This is a genomic window from Salipaludibacillus aurantiacus (assembly GCF_900111295.1).
In the GTDB taxonomy this organism is placed as follows: domain Bacteria; phylum Bacillota; class Bacilli; order Bacillales; family Salisediminibacteriaceae; genus Salipaludibacillus; species Salipaludibacillus aurantiacus.
Map to the genome: position 1 here is coordinate 1 of NZ_FOGT01000005.1, position 24,914 is coordinate 24,914.

Annotated in this window: 20 protein-coding genes; 16 read left to right on the forward strand and 4 right to left on the reverse strand. The window is 41.7% G+C overall.

Annotation, left to right across the window (positions count from 1 at the left end; genetic code table 11):
• Window positions 1-165: 165 nt before the first annotated feature.
• The 3 genes from BMW59_RS07095 to ytrH form a co-directional block, all read right to left on the reverse strand.
• Window positions 166-348: a YtzJ family protein gene (locus BMW59_RS07095; RefSeq protein ID WP_093049466.1), complete on the reverse strand. Its 183-nt coding sequence runs from the start codon at window positions 346-348 to the stop codon at window positions 166-168.
• A 233-nt stretch (window positions 349-581) separates the two neighbouring features.
• A complete protein-coding gene (gene ytrI / locus BMW59_RS07100; protein ID WP_093049469.1) occupies window positions 582-1,085 on the reverse strand; it encodes a sporulation membrane protein YtrI in 504 nt (167 codons plus the stop codon).
• Window positions 1,082-1,414: a sporulation membrane protein YtrH gene (gene ytrH / locus BMW59_RS07105; protein WP_093049472.1), complete on the reverse strand. Its 333-nt coding sequence runs from the start codon at window positions 1,412-1,414 to the stop codon at window positions 1,082-1,084. The genes ytrI and ytrH overlap by 4 nt, the downstream gene beginning before the upstream one ends.
• 195 nt (window positions 1,415-1,609) lie before the next feature.
• Here ytrH and dnaE point away from each other — a divergent pair, with 195 nt between their 5' ends.
• From dnaE to BMW59_RS07145, 8 genes are all read left to right on the forward strand, one after another.
• Window positions 1,610-5,002: a DNA polymerase III subunit alpha gene (dnaE, locus tag BMW59_RS07110; protein ID WP_093049475.1), complete on the forward strand. Its 3,393-nt coding sequence runs from the start codon at window positions 1,610-1,612 to the stop codon at window positions 5,000-5,002.
• A gap of 83 nt (window positions 5,003-5,085) precedes the next feature.
• Entirely contained in the window at window positions 5,086-6,330 is a 1,245-nt protein-coding gene (gene ystJ / locus BMW59_RS07115) for an NADP-dependent malic enzyme (RefSeq protein ID WP_093049478.1), read from the forward strand.
• Window positions 6,331-6,432: 102 nt separating this feature from the next.
• Entirely contained in the window at window positions 6,433-7,098 is a 666-nt protein-coding gene (locus tag BMW59_RS07120; protein ID WP_093049481.1) for a FadR/GntR family transcriptional regulator, read from the forward strand.
• A gap of 158 nt (window positions 7,099-7,256) precedes the next feature.
• A complete protein-coding gene (gene accD, locus BMW59_RS07125; protein WP_093049484.1) occupies window positions 7,257-8,126 on the forward strand; it encodes an acetyl-CoA carboxylase, carboxyltransferase subunit beta in 870 nt (289 codons plus the stop codon).
• Between the two features lie 5 nt (window positions 8,127-8,131).
• The gene (accA, locus tag BMW59_RS07130; RefSeq protein ID WP_093049487.1) at window positions 8,132-9,109 is read left to right on the forward strand and encodes an acetyl-CoA carboxylase carboxyl transferase subunit alpha; all 978 of its coding nucleotides are present in this window, start codon (window positions 8,132-8,134) and stop codon (window positions 9,107-9,109) included.
• Window positions 9,110-9,239: 130 nt separating this feature from the next.
• On the forward strand, window positions 9,240-10,199 hold the full coding sequence (gene pfkA / locus BMW59_RS07135; RefSeq protein WP_093049490.1) for a 6-phosphofructokinase: 960 nt from the start codon (window positions 9,240-9,242) through the stop codon (window positions 10,197-10,199).
• Between the two features lie 136 nt (window positions 10,200-10,335).
• Window positions 10,336-12,090 carry a pyruvate kinase gene (gene pyk, locus BMW59_RS07140; protein WP_093049493.1) on the forward strand — a complete coding sequence of 585 codons (1,755 nt, stop codon included), beginning with the start codon at window positions 10,336-10,338 and terminating at the stop codon, window positions 12,088-12,090.
• A gap of 138 nt (window positions 12,091-12,228) precedes the next feature.
• Window positions 12,229-12,642 (forward strand): FxsA family protein, encoded by a 414-nt coding sequence (locus tag BMW59_RS07145; RefSeq protein ID WP_093050354.1) that lies wholly within the window; start codon window positions 12,229-12,231, stop codon window positions 12,640-12,642.
• A 124-nt stretch (window positions 12,643-12,766) separates the two neighbouring features.
• Here the strand turns inward: BMW59_RS07145 and ytvI are convergent, their stop codons facing one another.
• On the reverse strand, window positions 12,767-13,876 hold the full coding sequence (gene ytvI / locus BMW59_RS07150; protein ID WP_093049496.1) for a sporulation integral membrane protein YtvI: 1,110 nt from the start codon (window positions 13,874-13,876) through the stop codon (window positions 12,767-12,769).
• 151 nt (window positions 13,877-14,027) lie between these two features.
• On the opposite strand from ytvI, the gene BMW59_RS07155 reads away from it, so the two are divergent.
• The 8 genes from BMW59_RS07155 to polA all read left to right on the forward strand — a co-directional run bounded on the left by BMW59_RS07155 (window position 14,028) and on the right by polA (window position 24,904).
• Window positions 14,028-14,498, forward strand: coding sequence for a DUF441 domain-containing protein (locus BMW59_RS07155; protein WP_093049499.1), 471 nt, complete (start codon window positions 14,028-14,030; stop codon window positions 14,496-14,498).
• 383 nt (window positions 14,499-14,881) lie between these two features.
• Window positions 14,882-15,997, forward strand: coding sequence for a citrate synthase (citZ, locus tag BMW59_RS07160; protein ID WP_093049502.1), 1,116 nt, complete (start codon window positions 14,882-14,884; stop codon window positions 15,995-15,997).
• Between the two features lie 153 nt (window positions 15,998-16,150).
• A complete protein-coding gene (icd, locus tag BMW59_RS07165; protein WP_093049505.1) occupies window positions 16,151-17,416 on the forward strand; it encodes an NADP-dependent isocitrate dehydrogenase in 1,266 nt (421 codons plus the stop codon).
• A gap of 67 nt (window positions 17,417-17,483) precedes the next feature.
• Window positions 17,484-18,422, forward strand: a complete 939-nt coding sequence (gene mdh, locus BMW59_RS07170; RefSeq protein WP_093049508.1) for a malate dehydrogenase — start codon at window positions 17,484-17,486, stop codon at window positions 18,420-18,422.
• Window positions 18,423-18,525: 103 nt separating this feature from the next.
• Entirely contained in the window at window positions 18,526-19,005 is a 480-nt protein-coding gene (locus tag BMW59_RS07175) for a MaoC/PaaZ C-terminal domain-containing protein (RefSeq protein WP_093049511.1), read from the forward strand.
• Between the two features lie 237 nt (window positions 19,006-19,242).
• Complete coding sequence (locus BMW59_RS07180) at window positions 19,243-19,956, forward strand: response regulator transcription factor (RefSeq protein WP_425441259.1); 714 nt, start codon at window positions 19,243-19,245, stop codon at window positions 19,954-19,956.
• On the forward strand, window positions 19,949-21,721 hold the full coding sequence (gene pnpS / locus BMW59_RS07185; protein WP_093049517.1) for a two-component system histidine kinase PnpS: 1,773 nt from the start codon (window positions 19,949-19,951) through the stop codon (window positions 21,719-21,721). The genes BMW59_RS07180 and pnpS overlap by 8 nt, the downstream gene beginning before the upstream one ends.
• Window positions 21,722-22,261: 540 nt before the next feature.
• On the forward strand, window positions 22,262-24,904 hold the full coding sequence (polA, locus tag BMW59_RS07190) for a DNA polymerase I (protein ID WP_093049520.1): 2,643 nt from the start codon (window positions 22,262-22,264) through the stop codon (window positions 24,902-24,904).
• Window positions 24,905-24,914: the final 10 nt, after the last annotated feature.

The following is a 24,914-nucleotide window of genomic DNA, read 5'->3' on the forward strand; positions in this document are numbered from 1 at the left end:
CCACGGAAAGCGTCCGCCGGTAGTGATGAGATCGTGAGATATCTTACTTTTCTTTTAAAAAAGGCTGTTGAGAATACTTTCTCAACAGCCTGAGGCATCCGAACAACATTTGTTCGGATGCCTTTGTGGTTACTATTTTTTTCAGTTTTCTTAATAAAAATCAGGTTAAGTTTTTGGGATAAACCAGGAGCCCATGTGAGTTTTCTCTTCGATATAGTCAATTCCCAAAGCCTGTAATTCCTGCTTTAATTTCTGAGATACTTCCTCAGTTTCAGCGAAGGCAGAGTATCCGGATTGAATAGATTTTATCTTCTCCTGTGCTAATTTACTTCTGCTGATGACTTTCATCTTACACGCCTCCTTTTTAAATTAGCTCTTCTTTAGTCAGCTGTTAATTATTCGAGGGTTACCATGAATATTAGTGGAATTTTTAACTAACGTCACAACCTGTAAAGAAACAGTACTTTTGTGATTTTTTTCGCGAATGATCAAGTTTTGTCATAGGTATTCAACTATAGTATACCCATTCTAACTCCTTAATGGAACTAAGATATCTCTATTTTCAGAAAAAAGTCAAATTTTTATTCAGCTGGAACAATTTTCACTCTCATTTCCAATGAGGGCAGCAGAAACAGCTGTTCCACTTTAAGCTGGTACCTTTTTTCGTTAATGATAAATATTTTGTTTTGAACCGTCTTAAGCAAAAAGTAGTGAGAGTTGGCAACTGTTTCAATATCTTTGTTTCTCACATCTTCCAATTCGCTTTCTACTGCACTCCTTAACTCATGAAGCGTGAGTTCACTCAGCTTAACTTCTTCCTCATTTATAAATTCTATTTTAATATCCTGAACGGTCAATAAGCGCTGGTTCTCTTTATTTCGCTCATCCTTGTCTTCTCTTAATATTGCTATCGTTTTCTCATGCTTTTCAATTTGGGTTTGCTGATCCCCGATTTCAAGAACCAGTTTTTCATGAACACCGCCAAAGTGATATAAAAAAAAAGTCCATCCAAACAGCAGGCCTATGAAAAAACCGGCAAAAAAACGCTGCCAGCTTTTATCTCTGTAATATGGTGGAATTCTCATTTGAACCCCTCTTGGGTAATCCACTGAATCAGTACTGTTCCGCTGTGTGCCCCAGATAATGCTGCGAAAATCATGATTAATGTTTTAAAGATGTCTGCATGGGTGCCTTCAAATATTCCCCGTTCAAGTGTGGAAATTGCATCAAATGTCCCTCCTATGGCAGCTACGAGCGCCCATATCTTTAAACTGGAGGCTAAATCGTACATAATAGATAAAGGAGGTTTACCAATCAGGTAGGCGCCTATTCCCCCGACTATGGTGCCGCCTATTATAACTCCAAAGGCTACAAAGAAATCGATTACAAGTGTAGCCAGAAAATCCTTATCCATAAAGAGTCCCCCTTGCCAAACAGGCTCATACTTAATGAGTATGGACTGGCAGAGACAAGTATGACAAAATAATTTCATATAAAACAAACGTATGTTTGTATATAATGTAAGTTAAATGATTTTTAAAATAAGGTTTAATTAGAAAATGCATTTGCTGCAAAATTTGCAGTGGTGCTCATAGAAGGAGGACACCTGATGGCTTTCGTTCATCTGCATGTACATAGTGAATACAGCCTTCTCCAAAGTGCAGCAAAAATTCCGGCTCTAGTAAGGGAAGCAGCAAAAATGGGATATAAGGCGATGGCATTAACAGATATTGATGCGATGCATGGCGTCATTCCTTTTTATAAAGAATGCCTTGAACACGGAATTAAACCGCTGATCGGTGTTGAACTTGGGGCGGCGGAGAAACATTCTGAAGCGAGAGGGGAAGCTCCGCACCGTCTCCTGTTCATTGCCCGGAATAATAAGGGTTACCGCGCGCTGTTAAAATTAACGAGCAAAGCGCAAACGAAAGAAAATGCAGCCGTACCTTATATTACCTTTGAAGAACTTGAAAGTGACCTTGAAGGTGTAATTATAATCAGCCCTTTTGAAAATGGGGAAATTCAGCATTTAGTTGAACAAGGAATGAAAACAGAAGCTGATAAGCTTTTGGCTATGTTCCGGCGGCTGGCAGGGGAGGAAAACGTTTATATTGAAATCCAGAATCACTGGAGGAGGCAGGAAAGAGAACGGCTGCTGGCTATTCGTGACTGGCTGCTTGAAAATCAGGTTCCGGCAATAGCAAGCAACCATGTGCATTTTATAAAAAAGGAACAGATTGATGCTCACCGGACCTTGCATGCTATCAGGCTTGGAGAATCTCTTTCTGAACTCCCGGAATATATTTCTTCTCAAGAATATTATTTAAAAGACAAGGATGAAATGAAGCAGGCTTTACCATCATGGCAGGAGGCAATAGAAGAATCAGGACGAATAGCAGAACGCTGTCATGTAGAGATACAGCTTGGTACCCCCGTGCTGCCCCACTTCCCTGTCCCGGAAGGACAAAGCGCAAGAAATCTGCTTCACTCCCTCTGTGTCAAAGGGGTTAAGGAGAGATACAGCTCACCTGACAGCTTTGTATGGGAAAGGCTGAAGTTTGAGCTGAACGTTATTTCTAATATGAAATATGAAGATTATTTTCTTATCGTAGCTGACTTTATGAATTATGCTCATGAAAAGGGCATAATGACAGGCCCCGGCAGAGGTTCTGCCGCAGGTTCATTAGTCGCCTACGTATTAAAAATAACTAACGTTGATCCTGTAAAATACGGGTTGCTCTTTGAACGGTTTCTTAACCCTGAACGTGTTTCAATGCCCGATATTGATATTGACTTCTCCGACCAGCAGAGAGATGAAGTGATTCATTATGTAGCAGACAAGTATGGGAAAAATCATGTGGCTCAAATTGTCACTTTTGGAACTCTCGCAGCAAAAGCAGCTATAAGAGATGCAGGAAGAGTGTTAGGCATTGAGCCTTCTAAAATTGACAAGGTGGCTAAGTTAATTACTGGCCGGTCTAAGCTCAGGGAAGCTGTAAAAGAAAACACCGTGTTAAAAGATCTTGTAACTGCCGATGACGAGCTGATTGAACTGTTTAAAATCGCAGGTCATATAGAAGGGCTGCCGCGTCACATTTCCGTACATGCGGCCGGAGTAGTAATCAGTAAGGAACCGTTGACAGATGTCGTGCCTCTTCAAAAAGGGCATGAAGGTCTCTTTTTAACCCAGTATCCTATGGGAGACCTGGAAGATATCGGGCTTTTGAAAATGGACTTTCTAGGCCTTAGAAATCTAAGTTTTATTGGCCGCATTTTAAATCTCATTTATCAGCGTACGGGTGAAAGATTAAGTATTAGCAGCTTTCCGCCTGATGATAAAAAAACGTTCGACTTATTAGGCCAAGGAGACACGAGCGGAATTTTCCAGCTTGAGTCTTCAGGGATGAAAAGTGTGCTGCTCAGGTTGAAACCGAGCCACTTTGAAGATATCGTCGCTGTAAACGCTCTTTACAGGCCAGGACCAATGGAAAATATTCCATCTTACATTGAACGAAAACATGGGCAAGCCGACGTCACATTTCCTCATCCGGATTTAAAAGAGATATTAGAACCAACCTACGGTGTACTTATTTACCAGGAACAAATTATGCAAATTGCATCTAAAATGGCCGGCTTTTCACTGGGCGAAGCTGATGTATTAAGAAGAGCTGTCGGTAAAAAGAAGAGGGAAGTCCTGGAAGAAACAAGAGCCCAGTTTGTAAATGGGTCTGTGAAAAAAGGATATTCTTATTCAGAGGCTGAAGAAGTTTATAACTTAATCGTCCGCTTTGCAGATTACGGCTTCAACCGCAGTCATGCCGTGGCGTACAGTATGATTTCATACCAGCTCGCCTACTTAAAAGCCAACTATCCTCTGGAGTTTTTAAACGGATTAATGGACATGTTCATTCACCATCAGGAGAAACTTGCTGATTATATAGCTGAAGCAAAACGAAAAGGTATATCTGTAAACAGACCATCTATAGTTCACAGCCTTGACCTTTTCCATACAAAGGACGGAACCATATGGATTGGCCTTGCGGCTTTAAAAAATGTCGGCTTGCCGACAGTAAAAAAACTTATTGAAGAAAGAGAGAAGGGCCATTTTGAAAGTTTATTTGATTTATGTGCAAGGTTACCGGGAAGGTTACTGCCGCGCAGAGCCCTTGAATCCCTAATATTTTCCGGCACACTGGATGATTTTAAAGTGGACAGGGCTGTGCTGATGGCCTCTCTTGACGATGCGCTTGCATATGGGGAGAAAGAGAGAGAGAAACAGACAGACGGTCAACAGGCGTTATTTTTTGAAGAAGCAAGTTCCCCTGTTTATACGAAGGTGTCTCCTCTGTCTGTAAAAGACCGGCTCCGTTATGAGAAAGAGGTGCTTGGTTTTTATGCTTCCGGGCATCCAGTTGGAGAAGAGGCAAAATGGCTGGCAGAATATGGGCGTAAAAGAATTTTTGATGTAAAAGAAATTAATGATGCTTACAAGTCAGTAAGAGTAGCGGGTTTTATTGAAGATATTAGAGTCATACAGACAAAAAAGAAAGAACAAATGGCTTTTTTACGTTTGTCCGATGATTCAGGTGAAATGGAAGTGACAGTCTTTCCAAAAATTTTCCGTTCTTTTAAGACAAAACTTCAAAAAGAAGAAATGATTTTTGCTGAAGGGCGGATGCAGGAACATAAAGGGGACTGGAAACTGATCTTGGATAAATGTATCAGCCTCGAAGACCTGAAAAGGAAAAAGCAGGAGCAGGACAAACCGGTCCTGTATTTATTTATATCAAAAGTCCAGGAAAAAAAGGGAATCCTTGAAGAGTTAAAAAAAGTGCTTCAGGATACTCCGGGAGAGGTGCCGGTCGTTCTGAAATATGAATCAAGCGACAAGGCGCTCAGATTGTCAGAAATGTGGAATGTGAGAGACGACGAGGCTTTTATCCTAAAACTTCAAGGGCTTCTTGGAAGCAGTAATGTTTATCTTAAAAAACCAAGGGTGTAACCAACAGGATAATTTGGTATAATGTTAGTTGTTTAAGGGGTGGTCAGACCACTAAATTATCGGGAAAAAGGGAGATGGGGTTTGTGACGACACTAAGAGAAGAAGCATTACATATGCATAGGGTGAAAAAGGGGAAAATTGAAACGAAAGCAAAAGTACCTGTCCGGAATGCAGATGACTTGTCGTTAGCTTATTCGCCAGGAGTTGCAGAACCATGTAAAGAAATATTTGAGGATCCGCAGACAGTTTATGATTATACAGTAAAAGGAAATATGGTCGGCGTTATTTCTGACGGTACTGCCGTTCTAGGTTTAGGGAATATAGGACCTGAAGCGGCTATGCCTGTCATGGAAGGCAAGGCTGTCTTATTTAAGTCATTTGCAGGTGTAGACGCTTTTCCAATCTGCCTGAACACGAATGATGTGGATACCATTGTTAACACTGTAAAATTAATGGAGCCGACTTTCGGCGGAATTAATCTGGAAGATATTGCAGCTCCAAAGTGTTTTGAGATTGAGCAACGGTTAAAAAAAGAGATGAATATTCCAGTATTTCATGACGATCAGCACGGCACAGCCATTGTGACAGCTGCCGGCCTGCTGAATGCCTTAAAACTGTCCGGTAAGTCACTGGCAGAAATTAAAGTAGTGGTCAATGGTGCGGGAGCTGCCGGTATAGCAATCATTAAATTATTAAAAAGTATGGGATGCAAACATTTCATTTTATGCGATTCCAAAGGGGCCATCTATGAAGGACGACCTTACGGGATGAATAATCTAAAACACGAATTAGCTCAGGTTACTAATTCAGAAAAACTTGAGGGCCCTCTTGAAGAAGTTATTAAAGGCACAGATGTATTTGTTGGAGTGTCCGTCGAAGGAGCTCTTACCAAGCAGATGGTGGAGTCTATGAACGAAGCGCCTATTATATTTGCTATGGCTAACCCGGTTCCTGAAATCATGCCGGAAGACGCAAAAGAAGCAGGGGCCAGCGTAATAGGCACAGGAAGGTCAGATTTCCCTAACCAGGTTAATAATGTACTGGCATTCCCGGGAATTTTCAGGGGCGCTCTTGATGTTTATGCCACCCATATTAATGAAGAAATGAAGGTAGCGGCTGTAAAAGCAATTGCTGACCTTGTCGGCGAAAATGAACTTAATTCAGATTACGTCATTCCGGCACCTTTCGACCCGAGAGTAGCTCCGGCTGTTGCTAAACATGTGGCACAAGCTGCTATGGAAACAGGCGTAGCCAGACGGCAGGTCAACCCGGACGACGTAGCAAAGAAGACAAAAGAGCTGACAATCATTGACGGAAACGAAGAATAGCCTGCCTGCTCTGCGCATATGTCATAACAGGGTTCTCTTATTTTTTAAAGAGAACCCTTCCTGCTCAATAGAATGCGTTTTCAGGGGGGACAGGGAGAAGATATGAAGAGTGAAGCTGGAAAGGTATATCTGAATATTCTAAAAGAAATCAATCAAATTATGAGCCATGACCAACTTAGCGCCGGAGACAAACTTCCATCAGAAAGGGAGCTGGCTGAGCGTCTTCAGGTAGGGAGGTCATCTGTACGGGAAGCGTTACGGGCTCTTGAACTGCTTGATCTGATAGAGACTCGGAAAGGGGAAGGGACCTTTATTCAGGAGGCGGGCAGCCACCGGCTTGCTGAGATTCTTGCCAGTTTCTTTCTTAAAGATGAAAAAGCAAGACAGGATGTGACAGAAACCCGAAGAATTATTGAAATAGAAGCCGTCAGATTAGGATGTCAAAGAGCGGAAAAAGACCAGCTGGACAAGCTGCAGATGCTTATTTATGAAGCGAGAGATAAGTGGTCAGAAGGAGAAATACCAGTAGATGAAGATTATCTCTTTCATAAAACGTTAGTCCAGTCCAGCCAAAATATACTGCTTTATAATATATGGCGCCCGTTGGTCGAATACGCTAAGATTGCTTTAAAGGACTCGCTTGGCAGAGAAGGAAGAACCGGTTTTTCTATTAAAGAGCATGAGATTATTTACGAAGCCTTGCTCGCCGGAGAGGAAGAAAAAGCAGTCTCCGCTTTAAAACATCATTTGGAAAACAGCCGTTTCTAAGTCTTTTTTTGTTTATTTACTGGACTTATACCGGCAGATGAACTTGAATTCATTAGTGGGAAAGTGTATGATGGAACAAATTTCTGGAAAAATTAGTTAGGTGATATGATGCGGCCGTCAGAGGTCCGCATGGACGTTTTTTTAAATGAGGTGAAAGTGTGATAAGAGATTTATTTTCTAAGAAAAAAAAATATGCGACCATTCCTTCTGAACAAGCGAAACAGGAAGTTCCGGAAGGATTAATGACTAAATGTCCCCAATGTAAATCCATTATGTATATAAAGGAATTAAGAAAAAACCAGATGGTGTGTGATCAGTGCGGCTACCACCACAGGGTTACTTCTTCTGAAAGAATAGCCATGACACTTGATGAAGGGAGCTTTGAAGAATTCGATGCTGAGATGATTTCAAAAGATCCCCTCCAATTCCCTGAGTATGCCGATAAGTCAGCAAAGGACAGGGAAAAGACAGGTCTGAATGAAGCAGTCATAACGGGTAAAGGAACAATTGAAGGAATGGGAGTAGTCATAGGTGTGATGGATCCGCGATTCCGAATGGGAAGTATGGGCTCCGTGGTAGGAGAAAAAATGTCCCGGGCTATTCAGCGCGCGGTTGATGAAAGAAAGCCGTTTATTATGTTTGCTGCTTCAGGCGGCGCGAGAATGCAGGAAGGAGTTTTCAGCCTCATGCAGATGGCTAAAACAAGTACTGCATTAAACCGCCTCCACGAAGAAGGTTTACTATTTATAAGTGTGATGACCCACCCTACCACAGGAGGGGTGTCTGCCAGCTTTGCCTCACTTGGGGATATTAATTTAGCAGAGCCTCAAGCGCTAATAGGGTTTGCTGGACGGAGAATTATTGAGCAGACAATCCGCCAGAAGCTTCCTGATGACTTTCAGACTGCTGAATTTCTGCTGAAACATGGCCAGCTCGATCAGGTGGTGGCCCGTAAAGAAATGAAAAAAACGCTGCAAAACATTATAGATATCCACAGGCCGGCTCACACGGGTATAAAGGAGGACTGAGAGGGATGGCTGAACAATTGCCATTTGAAAAACCAATTATTGAACTTAGAAATAAGATTTCGGAGTTGAAAACTTTTACGCTGGAAAAAGAAATTGATCTGTCAGGTGAAATTGAAAAGCTGGAGACCAGACTCGAACAGCTGGAAGAAGATATTTACGGCAATATGGGCGGATGGGAGCGAGTGCAGCTTGCCCGCCACAGTCAAAGGCCTACTACAATGGATTATATAGAAAGAATTTTCACAAATTTTATGGAACTTCATGGTGACCGCTTCTACGGAGATGATGAAGCCATTGTAGGAGGGATCGCCAAATTTGAAGGGGAGCCCGTAACAGTTATTGGCCATCAGCGCGGGAAAGGCACGAAAGAAAATTTAAGAAGAAATTTCGGAATGCCGCACCCTGAAGGCTACCGTAAAGCTTTAAGACTAATGAAACAGGCAGAGAAATTTAAAAGGCCTGTTATTTGCTTCATTGATACAAAAGGAGCTTATCCTGGTCAGTCGGCTGAAGAAAGAGGACAAAGTGAAGCGATCGCAAAAAACCTGATTTCCATGGCGGGATTAAAAACTCCTATTATATGTATTGTAATAGGTGAAGGAGGCAGTGGCGGAGCCTTGGCACTTGGCGTGGGAGACAGAATTTATATGCTTGAAAATTCCACTTACTCTGTCATTTCTCCTGAGGGGGCTGCTGCTTTGCTGTGGAAAGACTCAGGCCAGGCAAAACGTGCAGCTGAAACGATGAAAATTACCGCACCTGATTTAAAAGAGCTTAACCTTATTGACGATGTTATTCCTGAGATTCGCGGCGGCGCCCACCGTAATGTCGATACCCAGGCTGGCTATATCCGGCAAACCTTAAAAACGGCGCTGTTGGAGATGTCAAAATATGACTCTGGCGAACTTGTGAACAAACGTTACGAAAAATTTAATAATATTGGCGAATTTGCCCATGTAAACGGTGTCATGCCTGCGGAATAAGACATAAGCTTTCTCTGATTAGGGAAAGCCTTTTTGTATGAAGTCTGATCTCTATTGTGTTTAATAAATGAAAGTGTTATTTTTAACACATATTAAATAACAGATGCTGAAACTAGAGGTGAATAAGACTATGAAACGAATTGGTGTATTAACAAGCGGTGGTGACTCACCGGGAATGAATGCAGCCATACGTGCTGTCGTTAGAAAGGCGATTTTCCATGGCGTGGAAGTTTACGGTATTTATCAAGGCTATGCCGGGTTGATCAGCGGAGATATTAAGAAACTTGAACTGGGTTCTGTAGGCGATATTATCCATCGCGGCGGAACCATACTTTATACAGCGCGCTGTGAAGAATTTAAGACACCGGAAGGTCAACAGAAAGGTGTAGACCAGTTAAAAAAATTTGGAATTGAAGGACTTGTAGTCATTGGCGGGGATGGTTCTTTCAAAGGTGCCCAGAAACTGGCTGAACAAGGTATTCCAGCCATTGGAATCCCTGGAACAATCGACAATGATATTGCAGGAACTGACTACACGATAGGTTTCGATACAGCACTGAATACAGTGATTGAGGCAATTGATAAAATTCGCGATACAGCAACATCCCATGAGCGGACATATGTCATTGAGGTCATGGGGCGTGATGCAGGTGACCTTGCTCTGTGGGCAGGGCTCGCTGACGGCGCAGAAACAATTATGGTTCCTGAAGTCGACGAGGATATGGATGTGATTATTAAACGTCTGAAACGTGGACACGATAGAGGAAAGAAACACAGCATCATTGTAGTTGCAGAAGGAGCAGGGTCCGGTGTTGATATAGGTAAAGAAATTCAGCAGAAGACGGACTTGGAAACACGCGTAACTGTATTGGGGCATATTCAGCGGGGAGGCAGCCCAACCGCCCAGGACCGGGTACTCGCAAGCCGGCTTGGAGCTTTGTCCATCGAACTTCTTCTCGACGGAAACGCTGGAAAAATGGTAGGGATTGAAAACAATGAACTTGTAGCTCACAATTTTGAAGATGCTTTAGCGAAGGAACATTATCTTGATGAGAAAATGTACAAACTTTCCAAGGAATTATCAATATAGTAATAAAATGCTCCCATAGAGAGTGTTCTCTCTAAAATTTAACCGTTGGCTGGGACAACTAGTTTGTCCTGGTTTTCGTGTGGGAAAAAGACAAGTGAATCAAATTAGGATCGTAAAATTAGAGGAGGACAAAGTAATGAGAAAAACTAAAATTGTATGTACGATCGGCCCAGCAAGTGAATCGAAGGACAAATTAACAAATATTATTAAAGCCGGTATGAATGTGGCCCGCCTTAACTTTTCACATGGCGATTATGAAGAGCACGGAGCGCGGATCGAAACCATTCGTGAAGCAGCTAAAGAAACAGGAGAAAACGTTGCTCTTCTACTCGATACTAAAGGTCCGGAAATCCGTACACAGACGCTTGAAGGAGGAGAAGCAGAGCTGGAACAGGGCAGTACGGTACGAGTCTCTATGACTGAAGTTGTAGGAAATAAAGATGTTATTTCAGTCACTTATCCTGGCTTAATTAATGACGTTCACGTCGGTTCCTTCCTTCTTTTAGATGACGGTTTAATTGAGCTGAAAGTAACAGAAATTAAAGAAAACGAACTTATCACTGAAGTAGTGAACAGCGGGGTACTGAAAAATAAAAAAGGCGTTAACGTACCAAATGTCAGTGTTAACCTGCCGGGTATTACAGAAAAAGATGCGAATGATATTATCTTCGGTATTGAACAGGATGTTGATTTCATTGCTGCCTCTTTTGTGCGCCGGGCATCGGATGTACTGGAAATCCGCGAACTGCTTGAAAAGCATGATGCAGGGCATATTCAAATTATCCCTAAAATCGAAAACCAGGAAGGTGTCGATAACATTGATGAGATCCTGGAAGTTTCTGATGGTTTAATGGTAGCCCGTGGAGACTTGGGAGTGGAAATTCCAGCTGAAGATGTGCCTCTTGTCCAAAAAGTGCTAATTAAAAAATGCAACAAGCTGGCTAAACCGGTCATTACTGCGACTCAGATGCTTGATTCCATGCAGCGCAATCCGCGCCCTACACGTGCTGAAGCCAGTGACGTGGCAAACGCGATTTTTGACGGTACAGATGCGATCATGCTTTCTGGTGAAACAGCTGCAGGGACATATCCTGTAGAATCTGTGCAAACAATGAATAATATAGCCCTTAAAACTGAAACTGCTTTAAAATATGAGGATATTTTGCGTAAACGTTCCAAAGAGAGCGAACACACGGTAACTAACGCAATTAGCCAGTCAGTTACTCATACAGCGCAAAACCTGCGTGCTGCAGCTATTTTAACATCTACTGAAAGCGGACATACAGCAAGAATGATTTCTAAATACCGTCCGGAATCTAAGATTGTAGCTGTTACCAGCAACGAACGTGTGTCCCGTTCATTAGCACTTGTGTGGGGCGTTCATTCTCAAGTTGGTCCTGCAGTCGAATCTACCGATGAAATGCTTCAATTGTCAGTGGATGAATCCCTGAAAACAGGCCTCGTAAAAAATGGTGACCTTGTTGTTATTACGGCTGGCGTACCTGTCGGAGAGAAAGGGACGACAAACTTAATGAAAGTGCATGTGATCGGCGAAGTAGCAGCTAAAGGCCAGGGAATTGGCCGTAAATCTGCTAAAGGAAATGTTGTAGTGGCTAAAACAGGAGATGAGGCTCTTTCTAAGACTAAAGAAGGAGATATTATTGTCATTACAAATACTGACCGCGATATGATGGACGCTTTTGAAAAAGCTTCAGCGGTTATTACTGAGCAAGGCGGTTTGACATCCCACGCAGCGGTAGTAGGCCTTAACCTTGGTATCCCTGTTATAGTAGGTGTTGAGAATGCAACATCTATATTCAGTGACGGCGATGAAATTACAGTAGACAGCCAGCACGGAAAGATTTACAAAGGACAAGCAAGTATTTTATAATAAGATACAGAAAGAGAAGGGATACTCTCCCTTCTCTTTTTAAATAAGAGTTAAGCTTTAAAAATGTTTATAGGGGCGGGATTTCAGCGGAGCGCGCCAGAGCATATGATTAAAAGCTTAACGAGAGGAAGAATGAAAATGGGAAAACTATTTTTACTTTTATTAATCGTTGTTCCTGCTATGGAAATTGGTGTATTAATATTATCGGGTAATACACTGGGGATTCCGGTAACCATATTACTTATTATTCTTACAGGGGTCCTCGGTGCAGCTCTTGCAAAAAAAGAAGGCTTAAATGCCATCAGGACAGCCCAATTGCAAGCTTCTCAGGGACAAGTGCCAAGCGGTGTTCTTTTGGACGGTATTTGTATATTAGTAGGTGGAGTTGTTTTGTTGACGCCTGGTTTTATTACAGACGCCTTAGGCTTCTTTCTGTTAATTCCCCAAACAAGGACTGTGTTTAAAGGTTTTTTACAGAAAATATTCCAAAAAGCTGTTCAATCAGGCAGTTTCGTGTATGTGTCGAATAACCGGTGGAACAGAAAACCATAATGGAAATTTTAAGAATGTCACAAAAGTCTGCTTTTGTGACATTTTTTTATGAACAGGCTCTATTCATAAATGAATTCATTCTTTGCCTGTAGTGCAGTCTTTTGCAGGGAGTGTACCAGCCTATTTATTTCTCAATAAAAGTTTTAATTTCTCCTGCTATATTTGCTCTGTTTAATGATTGGATAAAAATTAAAATAAATGGTCCTATTAAAACGCCGCCGAAACCAAATATCTGGTAGCATGCGAAAATGGTGAACAGCATGACAAGAGCTGGCACCCCCATATGATGGGAGACTATTTTAGGTTCGGAAATCTGCCTTTGAAGGACTACCACTCCATATAATACAGACAGGCCAATGGCCATATGCCATCCTTCATTAAGAAATGAATATATAATCCAAGGCAGGAACACCAGACCTGTCCCGGCATAAGGCAAAATATCAACTGCAGCAATAAGAAGAGCGGCCGTGAAGGCGTGGTCTACCTTCAGTATGAGAAGTCCGGCAAATACAATAACGCCTGTTATTACCACCAGGGTCAATTGTGCCATAAGATAATTCCCAAGCGCTGATTTCCATTCTTCTTTGATTCTGACTAAAAAACGGATAATGTGCTGAGGGACATGGTTAGTTATCCCCATGACCAGTTTTGGCCAGTCTTTCGTTATAAAAAAGGAGGCAAGTAACGAAAAAAGAATCATAGTCAGTGCGTGGGGGAAAGCGACGAGAATATCCCGAAGCTGGTTGAGGATCAGCTGAAGAATTTTTCCCAGCTGATTACCTGCCTCATTTAACAGCTGTTCAAATGACTGGTCAACAGCGACGGCGGACTCGTTCCCAAGTTTTGAGGTAAATCGGGTGATGTCAGATATTAAGGGAAAAACATACTGATTAAAAAACCCATGAAAAGTGCGGATAATTTCTTCAACATAACCCGGTAAAACCCCTGTCAGGTAAGACAACCCGTGAATGAGTTCTGCAACCAGGAAAGTAATTAAAGTCATCAATAAAAGGATAAACATGCTGATCACAGTAAAAGTAGCTGCAGAGCGGTTCCAGTGCCAACGATGTTCTAAATAGTTTACAAACGGTAAAAACATAAAGGAAAACAGCACAGCCAAAATAAAGGGATAAAAATAAACAACGGATATATAGGCCACTATAATAAATAATGCAAACAGTATTGATAGTAAAAAGAGGCGTTTCCAGACTTTAAGAGAAATATCGTTGTCCATACCTTTAATCACCTGCCGTTTTCAATTCTTATAAGAATGTATGCATGTCCCCTTTATTTATGAAGGGGTATTAAGGCTGCAGGATTTGAGGGTAAAAGCCATTGTGTTAAAATAACACAGGTATGTATTCATAGAGAGAGGGAGAAAACAAATGGCAAATTCAACGATTTTTATGCTTATCCTTTTAGCCGTAGGAATATTCGCTAAAAACCAGTCCTTGTTAATTGCGGTGATATTTCTGCTTGTTGTCAAGTGGGCTGGATTAGGGGATAAAATACTGCCTTTTGCCCAGCAAAAAGGCATTCAAATCGGAGTGACTATTATTACAATTGCTGTCCTGGTACCGATTGTGACAGGAGAAATAGGTTTTAAGGATCTGCAGGAGGCTTTAAAATCTTCCTATGCCTGGATTGCTCTTGCTTCTGGTATTTTTGTAGCAGTGATTGCAGCAAACGGGATAGAATTATTACAAAATGATCCGCATATTACTGTAGCGCTCGTTTTTGGGACAATTCTTGCCGTTGCGGTATTTAACGGAGTAGCAGTAGGGCCGTTAATTGGCGCAGGTATAGCTTACATGGCTATGAGAGCAGCGGAACTTTTATCCTCTATTGGAGGATAAAAGTTCCACATGAGATAAATATTCTGATTAGTTAAAATCATAGGATAACTCTGAATCTTGGTTTGTTTTAAAAATTTTAAGTTCACAAAAATGTGAAAAATGGTATAATGATATTCGAATGATACCAACTACATAGAGAAACCTGCATAGTCTTGATGACTAAGGTTTTTTTCGTAACCGCTTTCTCTTAAACTATAATGGTCTCGTTTGTTAAACAGAGAGCAAGTTTATAAAGAAGGTATTTCAGGAAAATAAATTGACAAGGAATGGTTATTCGAGTGATGGCTCATTCAGTTTCTAAGCGGTTACCGCACTTCAGAAAGACCTTGGTATCCGGGCTGGTCCATGTAGAAAGCCCAATTTTTTGGTAAAGGAGAGGTAGCATGAGTACAACTAAAGGTTTAGAAGGTGTGGTTGCGACAACATCAAGTGTCAGTTCCATAATTGATGGGGTTTTAACTTATCATGGGTACGATATTGATGATCTCGCCGACCACGCGAGTTTTGAGGAAGTTATATATCTCCTTTGGAATAACAAGCTTCCTGCAAAAGAAGAGCTTAATACTTTTAGGAGAGAGCTGGCCGCGGCTGCAAAAGTTCCTGATGCTGTTCTTGAACAAATGAGAACGTATCCGATAGACAAAGTGCACCCTATGGCTGCACTTAGAACAGCCGTTTCTAATCTGGCTCTTTTTGATGAGGAAGCTGATGAGCAGGATGAAGAAGCTAACCGCAGGAAAGCTTTAAAGCTTCAGGCTCAACTGCCTACTCTGGTGACGGCTTTTTCCCGTATCCGTAATGGAAAAGATCCGGTAGCACCAAAAGAAGAATTGAGTTTCGCCGCAAATTTTCTATATATGTTAAATGGAGAAGAGCCTGACGAAACTTCTGAAAAAGCTTTTAACAAAGCACTCGTTTTGCATGCCGACCATGAATTGAATGCGTCAACTTTCACTGCCAGGGTATGTGTGGCTACGTTATCTGACATGTATTCAGGTGTCACAGCTGCAATAGGGGCGCTGAAAGGCCCTCTTCACGGAGGGGCAAACGAACGGGTTATGGGGATGCTTTCAGAAATAGGAGAGGTTGATAAAGCAGAATCCTATATTAAAGATGCATTAGCCAGAAAAGTAAAAATTATGGGCTTTGGACACCGCGTATACAAAAATGGGGACCCGAGGGCAAAACACCTGAAAGAAATGTCCAGGCAATTAACAGAAGTAACAGGTGAATCGAAATGGTATGATATGAGTGTGAAAATCGATGAAATTGTTACAAATGAAAAAGGACTTCTTCCTAACGTTGATTTTTATTCGGCTTCTGTTTATCACAGTCTGGGGATTGAGCATGATATATTTACTCCTATTTTTGCGGTAAGCCGTATTTCCGGCTGGATTGCCCATATTCTTGAGCAGTTTGAGAACAACCGTCTCATTAGACCGCGTGCTGAATATACGGGACCGGATCATCAAGAATGGGTACCATTGGAAAAAAGATAAATTTTGTGAGAGAGTAAAGGGAGGAGATATTCTCCTCTCTTAAAAATACTCTTTTTAAGAGAGGCCGGCTCTAAAACCGGCTGAGACTGGCAGGTAAGTTATTGCTCTGTCAGCACTACTAAATTACATATAATTCTGAGGAGGTATTTTTTTATGTCAGGTCAAAAAATTACAGTAAACAACGGTGTATTAGATGTACCAAACGAACCGGTGATTCCTTATATTGAAGGTGACGGAATAGGCCCGGATATCTGGAAAGCTGCTTCCCGGGTGATTGAGGCTGCCGTGGATAAAGCTTATAACGGAGAAAAACAAATTCACTGGAAAGAAGTACTGGCAGGGGAAAAAGCTCATGATAAAACTGGAGAGTGGCTGCCTGAAGAGACACTTGATACGATTCGGGAATATATTATCGCTATTAAAGGTCCTTTGACAACACCAATTGGCGGCGGCTTCCGTTCCTTAAACGTAGCTTTGCGCCAGGAACTCGATCTATATACATGCCTTCGTCCTGTCCGCTGGTTTGAAGGAGTGCCTTCACCTGTTAAACGGCCTCAGGATACAGACATGGTCATTTTCCGTGAGAATTCAGAAGACATTTATGCAGGAATTGAATACCAAAAAGGTACAGAGGATGTTAAAAAGCTGATTAGCTTCTTGCAGGACGAAATGGGCGCTACAAAAATCCGTTTCCCTGAGACATCCGGTATTGGTATTAAACCTGTTTCCGAAGAAGGAACTCACCGCCTTGTAAGAGCAGCTATTCAATATGCGCTTGATGAAGGACGGAAGAGTGTCACTCTCGTTCATAAAGGAAACATTATGAAATTTACAGAAGGTGCTTTTAAGAACTGGGGTTATGAATTAGCTGAAAAAGAATTCGGCGATAAAGTATTTACCTGGGCGGAATACGATCGCATCGTTGAAGAAAAAGGTAAAGAAGCAGCAAATGAAGCGCAATCAAAAGCAGAAGCGGAAGGAAAAATCATTATTAAAGACTCTATTGCTGATATTTTCCTCCAGCAGATTCTTACCCGTCCAAAAGAGTTCGATGTAGTGGCTACGATGAACCTGAACGGGGATTACGTTTCCGATGCTCTTGCAGCTCAAGTAGGCGGAATCGGTATTGCACCGGGCGCTAACATCAACTATGCTTCCGGACACGCCATCTTTGAAGCTACCCATGGGACAGCTCCTAAATATGCAGGCCAGGATAAAGTAAACCCTTCATCTGTCCTTCTTTCAGGAGTGCTTATGCTCCGTCACCTAGGCTGGGGAGAAGCGGCCGATATGATTGAAAATTCAATGGATAAAACCATTGGAGGCAAGACAGTAACTTATGACTTTGCCCGGCTGATGGATGGGGCTACAGAAGTCAAATGTTCTGAATTCGGAGACGCGCTCATCAATAACCTTTAATTAAACATGCAGATACACCAGAAAAACGAATACGTTTATTCATATCTTACGGAGGGGTGCGATATAAATGGCTATTAAACGAAGAAAGATCAGTGTGGTCGGCGGGGGATTTACCGGTACAACAACAGCATTGATGGCGGCTCAAAAAGAGCTTGGGGATGTCGTGCTGGTCGATATTCCTAAAATGGAAGATCCTACTAAGGGGAAAGCTCTGGACATGCTTGAGGCAAGCCCGGTCCAAGGCTTTGATTCCAAAATAACGGGAACATCCGATTATAGGGATACAGCTGATTCAGATATTGTTGTGATTACCGCAGGTATTCCGAGAAAACCGGGAATGAGCCGTGATGACCTTGTAAGTACTAATGCAGGCATTATGAAGAGTGTGACTAAAGAAATTGTTAAATATTCGCCTGATTGCTTCATTCTGGTCCTTACAAACCCTGTAGATGCAATGACGTATTCGGTGTTTCAAGAATCCGGTTTTCCTAAAAATCGTGTAATCGGACAGTCAGGTGTGTTAGATACAGCCAGATTTAATACGTTTATAGCTGAAGAATTAAATGTATCTGTTGAAGATGTTACCGGATTTGTTTTAGGCGGCCATGGCGATGACATGGTGCCTATGCTCCGTTACAGTTTTGCAGGCGGCATTCCACTTGAGAAATTAATTTCTCAAGAAAGATTAGCCGCTATTGTGGAACGAACCAGGAAAGGAGGAGGCGAAATCGTTAACCTCCTTGGAACGGGAAGTGCCTATTACGCTCCTGCAGCCTCTCTGGTCCAAATGATGGAAGCTATTTTGAAGGACAAGAAGCGCATCCTGCCTTCAATCGCTTACCTTGAGGGAGAGTACGGTTATGAAGATATCTACCTTGGCGTTCCCACTATATTAGGCGGAAACGGAATTGAAAAAATCTTCGAACTGGATCTTAATGAGGAAGAAAAAGAAGCTCTTAATAAATCGGCTGAATCAGTAAAAGAGGTTATGAAATTAGTAAAGTAACGGTAAATATCAGGAGAAGCCCTTGGACAAAAGGGTTTCTCCCTATTTTTTAACCGTAATGTAAGCGTTTCCTACAATTGATTTATCAGAGAGGTGAAGAGATATGTTTACTAAAAAAAGAAAGATAGGCCGTACCATCAGCCAGCTGAAACCAGGAGATGAATACAGTTCTGAGAAAAAAGTTGAAGATAAAGACATCCTTCTCTACCTCGGCTTTACAAATGATGCTAATCCGGTCTATATCCAGCACGATTACGCATCGCGAACACCTTTCCAGAAGCCGATTGTTCCTCACATAATGTTAAACGGGTATATCTCTTCAGCAGTCTCTATGCACTTACCGGGCCCTGGAAGTGTTATTTTAGACCAGAACCTGTCCTTTCCGAAGCCTTTATACCATTACGGCACGTTAAAATTAAAATTAACTCTGGAAAAAATAGAACAAAAAGAACACCAGGTTTCTATCTCTGTTCACGGTCGTGATGAGTATGATGACACTGTGGTCAAAGGGTCTCTGACCGTTTGCCCTCCTTATCCATGGAAGCCGGTTACACACGATACAGGCACGTTTGAAAATTTCTGATTCTATTGCCTGAACCTTTGCCGAAACTGGCAAAGGTTTTTCTTTTGTGGACTCCTTAGTTTAAAAAAAGCACGGTTAGACGGCGGAAAAATGACCATTCCATACATTGCTCTTACCGGCACTCCGGCGAAATAGTGCTTTGTGAAAAAAAATGAAATATAGTATGATAAATAAAAACAGTCACAAATAAAAAGCTTTGAAGATTTCAGGGGGTCAAAGCAGTTCAGGAGGAAAATAATGCAGAAAATACTTATTGTAGATGACGAAGAATCTATATTAACGTTGCTGCAATTTAATTTGGAGCAAGGCGGGTTTAAAGTAACTGAAGCCATGGATGGTAAGCAGGCTTTGGAAAAAGCAATGAAAGAAGAATTTGACCTAATTATATTAGACCTTATGCTGCCTGAAATGGACGGCCTGGAAGTCTGCAAAGCACTCCGCCAGAATAAAATATTGACTCCTATCCTTATGCTTACTGCAAAAGATGATGAGTTTGATAAGGTTCTTGGTTTAGAACTGGGAGCAGATGACTACTTAACTAAACCTTTTAGTCCGAGAGAAGTGGTGGCAAGAGTAAGAGCTATATTAAGACGCTCTCACCAACCTGCTGAAAAACCGGAGGCTGAGAGGAAAACAACTAAAGTCACTATTGGAGATGTAGAGGTTTTTCCGGAAAATTATGAAGTGTTTTTACGAGGCGAAGCTTTGGAACTGACTCCTAAAGAGTTTGAACTGCTGGTATATTTAACGAATAACAAAGGCAGAGTATTGACCCGGGATCAGTTGCTTAACGCTGTCTGGAATTACGAATTTGTAGGGGATACAAGAATTGTAGATGTGCATATCAGCCATCTGAGAGAAAAGATTGAGCCGAATACCAAAAAGCCCGTTTATATTAAAACGATTCGTGGACTGGGGTATAAACTGGAGACCCCGGTAAACAATGAATAGTTACCGCTTCAGATTAATCTTTCCATTATCATTAATCATACTTGTTGTTTTGGGTGCACTCGGTGCTGTACTCGGTCCTTTCTTTAAAGAATTTTATCATGACCGTATGTATGACAGGGTGGAAAAGGAAGCCGCTTTAATTTCTTACCATTTACAGGAAGTGACTGTCAGTGATCAAGCTTATCTGCAGGATATTATCGGTGAAATGTCAGACAGGCTTGATGTCAGGATAACTGTTATCACGGAAGACGGGGAAGTAATAGGGGAGTCTCATGAGGATCCTGCCTTAATGGATAACCATCTTAACAGACCTGAAATACAGTCGGCTATCGGCGGGGAAACCGGACGGGAAGTCAGGTACAGTCAAACGGTGGAAGAAGATTTGTTATTCTTTGCAACTCCATTAGAATTAGATGATGAGATAGAAGGGTTTCTTCGTTTAGGCTTGGAAATGGATGAACTGAATTCCGTGTACCAGAACATATGGACACTCATTTTCGTATCGTTTTTTATCGCATTCTTAGTTATTCTTATACTGACAACCAAACTTACTAATCAGATGGTAAGGCCGGTTGAAGATGCAAGAAGGGTCGCAAACGAGCTGGCAAAAGGCAACTTTTCTGCGAGAACGTTTGAAGGAGCTGACCTGGAAACGGGTGAACTGAACAGATCAATAAATGTTCTGGCTGAAAATCTCGATCAGGTAACCAAAACTTATGAAATTCAGCAGGAGCGGCTTGAAACCCTTATCGAAAACATGGGGAGCGGGCTCATTCTCATTAACTCCAAGGGGGATATCACCCTCGTCAATCGTTCATGCAAGGAAATATTTGATGAGGATACAGACAAATGGAAAAACCAGCTCTATTATAAAGCGATCAAGCATAAAGAAATAATTAAATTTATTCAGGAAATTTTTCTTACAGAAAAAAGGACCCGTACCCAGCTTAAACTGTCAATAGGCATCTACAGGAGACATGTGGACGTCCATGGAGCGCCAATTATCGGAACTGATGAAAAATTAAAAGGAATAGTTGTTGTTTTTCATGACATAACAGAACTTAAAAAGCTGGAGCAGGCGAGAAAAGATTTTGTAGCAAATGTTTCTCATGAACTCAAGACCCCTGTGACATCGCTCAAAGGGTTTACTGAAACTCTCCTTGACGGTGCTATGGAGGATGACCAGTTAAGAAGACGGTTTTTAACTATTATTTCGAAAGAATCCTCCCGTCTTGAAGGGCTGATAAATGATCTTCTGGAGCTGTCCAGAATTGAAGGCTCCAAGTTCCAGCTTAACTGGGAACAAGTAAATATTGAGACGCTGGCAGATGAAGTTTTCCTTATTTTGGCTGAAAAAGCATCCGCAAAAAAAATGAAACTGGACAAAAAAATAACAGGTTCTTCAACCATTCAGGGGGATCCTCACAGACTCAAACAAATACTGATTAATCTAGTAAACAACGCGATTGTTTATACTTCCGAAGAAGGGACTGTAACGGTGAGGGTTAAAGAACAAACTGAAACGGTACTTGTAGAAGTAGAGGACACAGGGATAGGAATAAACAAGAAAGAAGTGCCGCGGATCTTTGAACGCTTTTACCGCGTGGACAGGGCAAGAAGCAGAAATTCAGGGGGGACCGGATTAGGCCTGGCTATTGTAAAACACCTGGCGGAAGCTCACCATGCTAAAGTGACGGTTGAGAGTGAGCCTGGGAAAGGAACAGTTTTCCGGCTTATGTTTTATAAAGAACGAAAAACAGACTGACATTTTTGAGGCTTGCTGGCCATTGGCCTGCAAGCCTTTAGCAGATGGGCCCAGGTTTAAGGCAGACGCCGTCCTTCTTAACGAATAATTTACAATTCCTTTATAAGGCGTTAATAATTAACTGGTATATTAACAGTGTGAACTGTTTATATAGGTGGAACCATACATGGTTCCATGTCCGAAGGTTCCTTCGGAAGAACGAAAGTTTCCCCTTGAGCTTTCGTTCTTTTTTATTTGAGTAAATTGATGGAAAGGGCGAAGTCGCTGATAGAACTCGAATTTCGCTGATAGAACTCAGATTTCACCGATAGCTCTCCCTATTTCATTGATAGGCACCCTTTTTTTGCTGACAGGATGGCCTGGCCCGAGGCGCAAAATGATACAGGGAATCGCTGCAAATTTTTAACTGAAGGTCCGTTATTAAAGACTTACTATGTTAAAGTATTAAAAGTAAAAGGCTGCTGCCAAGGCTTGGCGGTAGCCGTTTTTTCTAATTATCATTAATTCGTGATAAAATGACGGTATCTTAAATAAATCGAGGTGTTGGATGTGAAGAAACTCGTCCTGGTAGATGGAAACAGTATTGCTTATCGCGCATTTTTTGCACTTCCTCTTTTAAATAACGAAAAAGGGGTCTATACAAATGCCGTGTACGGTTTTACAACTATGATTATGAAAATTTTAGAAGATGAAAAACCCTCTCATATGCTTGTAGCTTTTGATGCAGGTAAAACCACTTTTAGACATGAAACGTATAAAGAATATAAAGGGAAACGCGAAAAAACACCTCCGGAGCTTGCGGAGCAGCTCCCGGTGATGAGGGATTTGCTAAAAGCTTTTAACATCCGCTATTTTGAAGCAGAGAACTATGAAGCGGATGACATTATTGGAACTCTTTCAACTCGTGCACAACAGGAAAACAAGGATTGGGACATAAAAATATATACGGGCGATAAAGATTTACTCCAACTTGTTACTGATAAAGTTCACGTGGCGCTGACGAAAAAAGGAATAACAAATGTCGATACATATGACTTGAATATGGTGGACGAGAAATACGGTATTAAGCCGGAGCAGATTATCGATATGAAGGGGCTGATGGGGGACAGTTCTGATAATATACCAGGCGTACCGGGTGTCGGCGAAAAAACGGCCTTAAAACTACTCAAACAGTACGGAACAGTCGACGGAGTATATGATGCGTTAGAAGAAGTGTCAGGGAAAAAATTAAAGGAAAGACTCGAGGAGAATAAAGACCAGGCTTTCATGAGCAAAAAACTGGCTGAAATATTTCTTGAAGCGCCGGTTGATGTGGCATTTGATAACTTAAAAATGGGGGAACCCCAGCATGATAAACTGACTGAACTGTTCAAAGAGCTGGAGTTCGCCTCTTTAATGGACAGAATTGGAGCAGAGGACACAGAAGAACAGGAAGAGATCGAAGCCCTGGAAATCCAGACAGTGACAGAAGTGACCGATGATATGCTTAGGTCCCCTTCGGCTGTAGTAATTGAAGTGCTTGCTGATAATTATCACAATGCGGAAATAACCGGTGTGTCAATTTCCAATAAAACAGGTAACTATTATATTCCTACGGCAACAGCTTTAGAAAGTCATGTTTTTAAAAAATGGGCCGCAGATGAGAACAGGAAAAAATATATATTTAATGCTAAACGTGCCGTCGTCGCTCTCGGCTGGCAGGATATTATGCTCGACGGCATCTCTTTTGATGTCCAAATTGCCTCCTACTTGATTGATCCTTCCGCAGGTTCGCACGAAATGGCTGATATCGCCATAAGAAAGCAAAGCTTAAAAGTCAGAAAAGATGAAGCTGTCTATGGAAAAGGAAAAAAACGCCAGGTGCCGTCAGAAGAGGAATTGGCTCAGCATCTTGGCCGTAAAGCAGCAGCTGTATTGGATCTTAAAGATGAGCTGGAAAGTGAACTGGAAGAAAACAGCCAGCTTGAACTTTTTACTAATTTGGAAATGCCGTTGTCAGTAATCTTAGGCAGGATGGAAATGTGCGGTGTGGCGGTTGATAAAGAAGAGCTGGAAAAAATGGGAGAAACTATTGTGGTCCGGCTGGAGGAGATGGAAAAGCAAATTCACGATCTTGCCGGGACTTCCTTTAATATCAATTCTCCTAAACAATTGGGAGACGTTCTGTTTGAGAAACTGAATTTACCTGTGATCAAGAAAACAAAAACAGGTTATTCAACTTCAGCTGATGTACTTGAAAAGCTGAAGGATTCCCATGAAATCATTCCTCACATTCTGCATTACCGACAGTTAGGGAAGCTTAACTCGACTTATATAGAGGGCCTATTGAAAGTCATTCACAAGAAGACAGGGAAGATTCATACCATTTTTAACCAGGCAATTACTCAAACTGGCCGTTTAAGTTCAACTGAACCTAACTTGCAAAACATTCCTATCCGTCTGGAAGAGGGGCGTAAAATCAGGCACGCCTTCATACCAGAAAATGAAAATTCTTATATTCTGGCAGCAGATTACTCACAGATTGAGTTACGCGTGCTGGCTCATATCTCACAGGATAACAATTTAATCCAGGCCTTCAATGAGGGGATGGATGTTCATACAAAAACGGCGATGGATGTTTTCGGTGTGGAAAAAAGTGATGTCACAGCGGATATGAGAAGAACAGCTAAGGCTGTGAATTTCGGAATAGTTTACGGAATCAGTGATTACGGATTATCCCAAAGCTTAGGAATCAGCCGTAAAGAAGCCAAAATTTTTATTGAAAGATACCTTGAGAGTTATCAGGGCGTTAAAGACTATATGGACGGTATTATTGAAGATGCGAGAGAAAAAGGGTATGTGACGACTCTCCTGAACAGAAGGCGTTATTTGCCTGAACTGACAAGCAAAAATTTTAATCAGAGGACTTTTGGGGAAAGAACAGCTATGAATACGCCAATACAGGGAAGTGCAGCTGATATTATCAAAAAAGCCATGGTAGAGATGGCTGAATTTCTGGAAGAAGAGAAGATGGAGTCGAGGCTCCTTCTGCAGGTGCACGATGAACTGATTTTTGAAGTACCTGAAAATGAATTAGATAAAATGAAAAAAGCCGTCCCGAAAGTGATGGCTAGTGCTGTTGAGCTTGTGGTTCCGCTTGAAGCGGATGTATCATTCGGGAAAACATGGTACGACGCAAAGTAAATTATTAGAA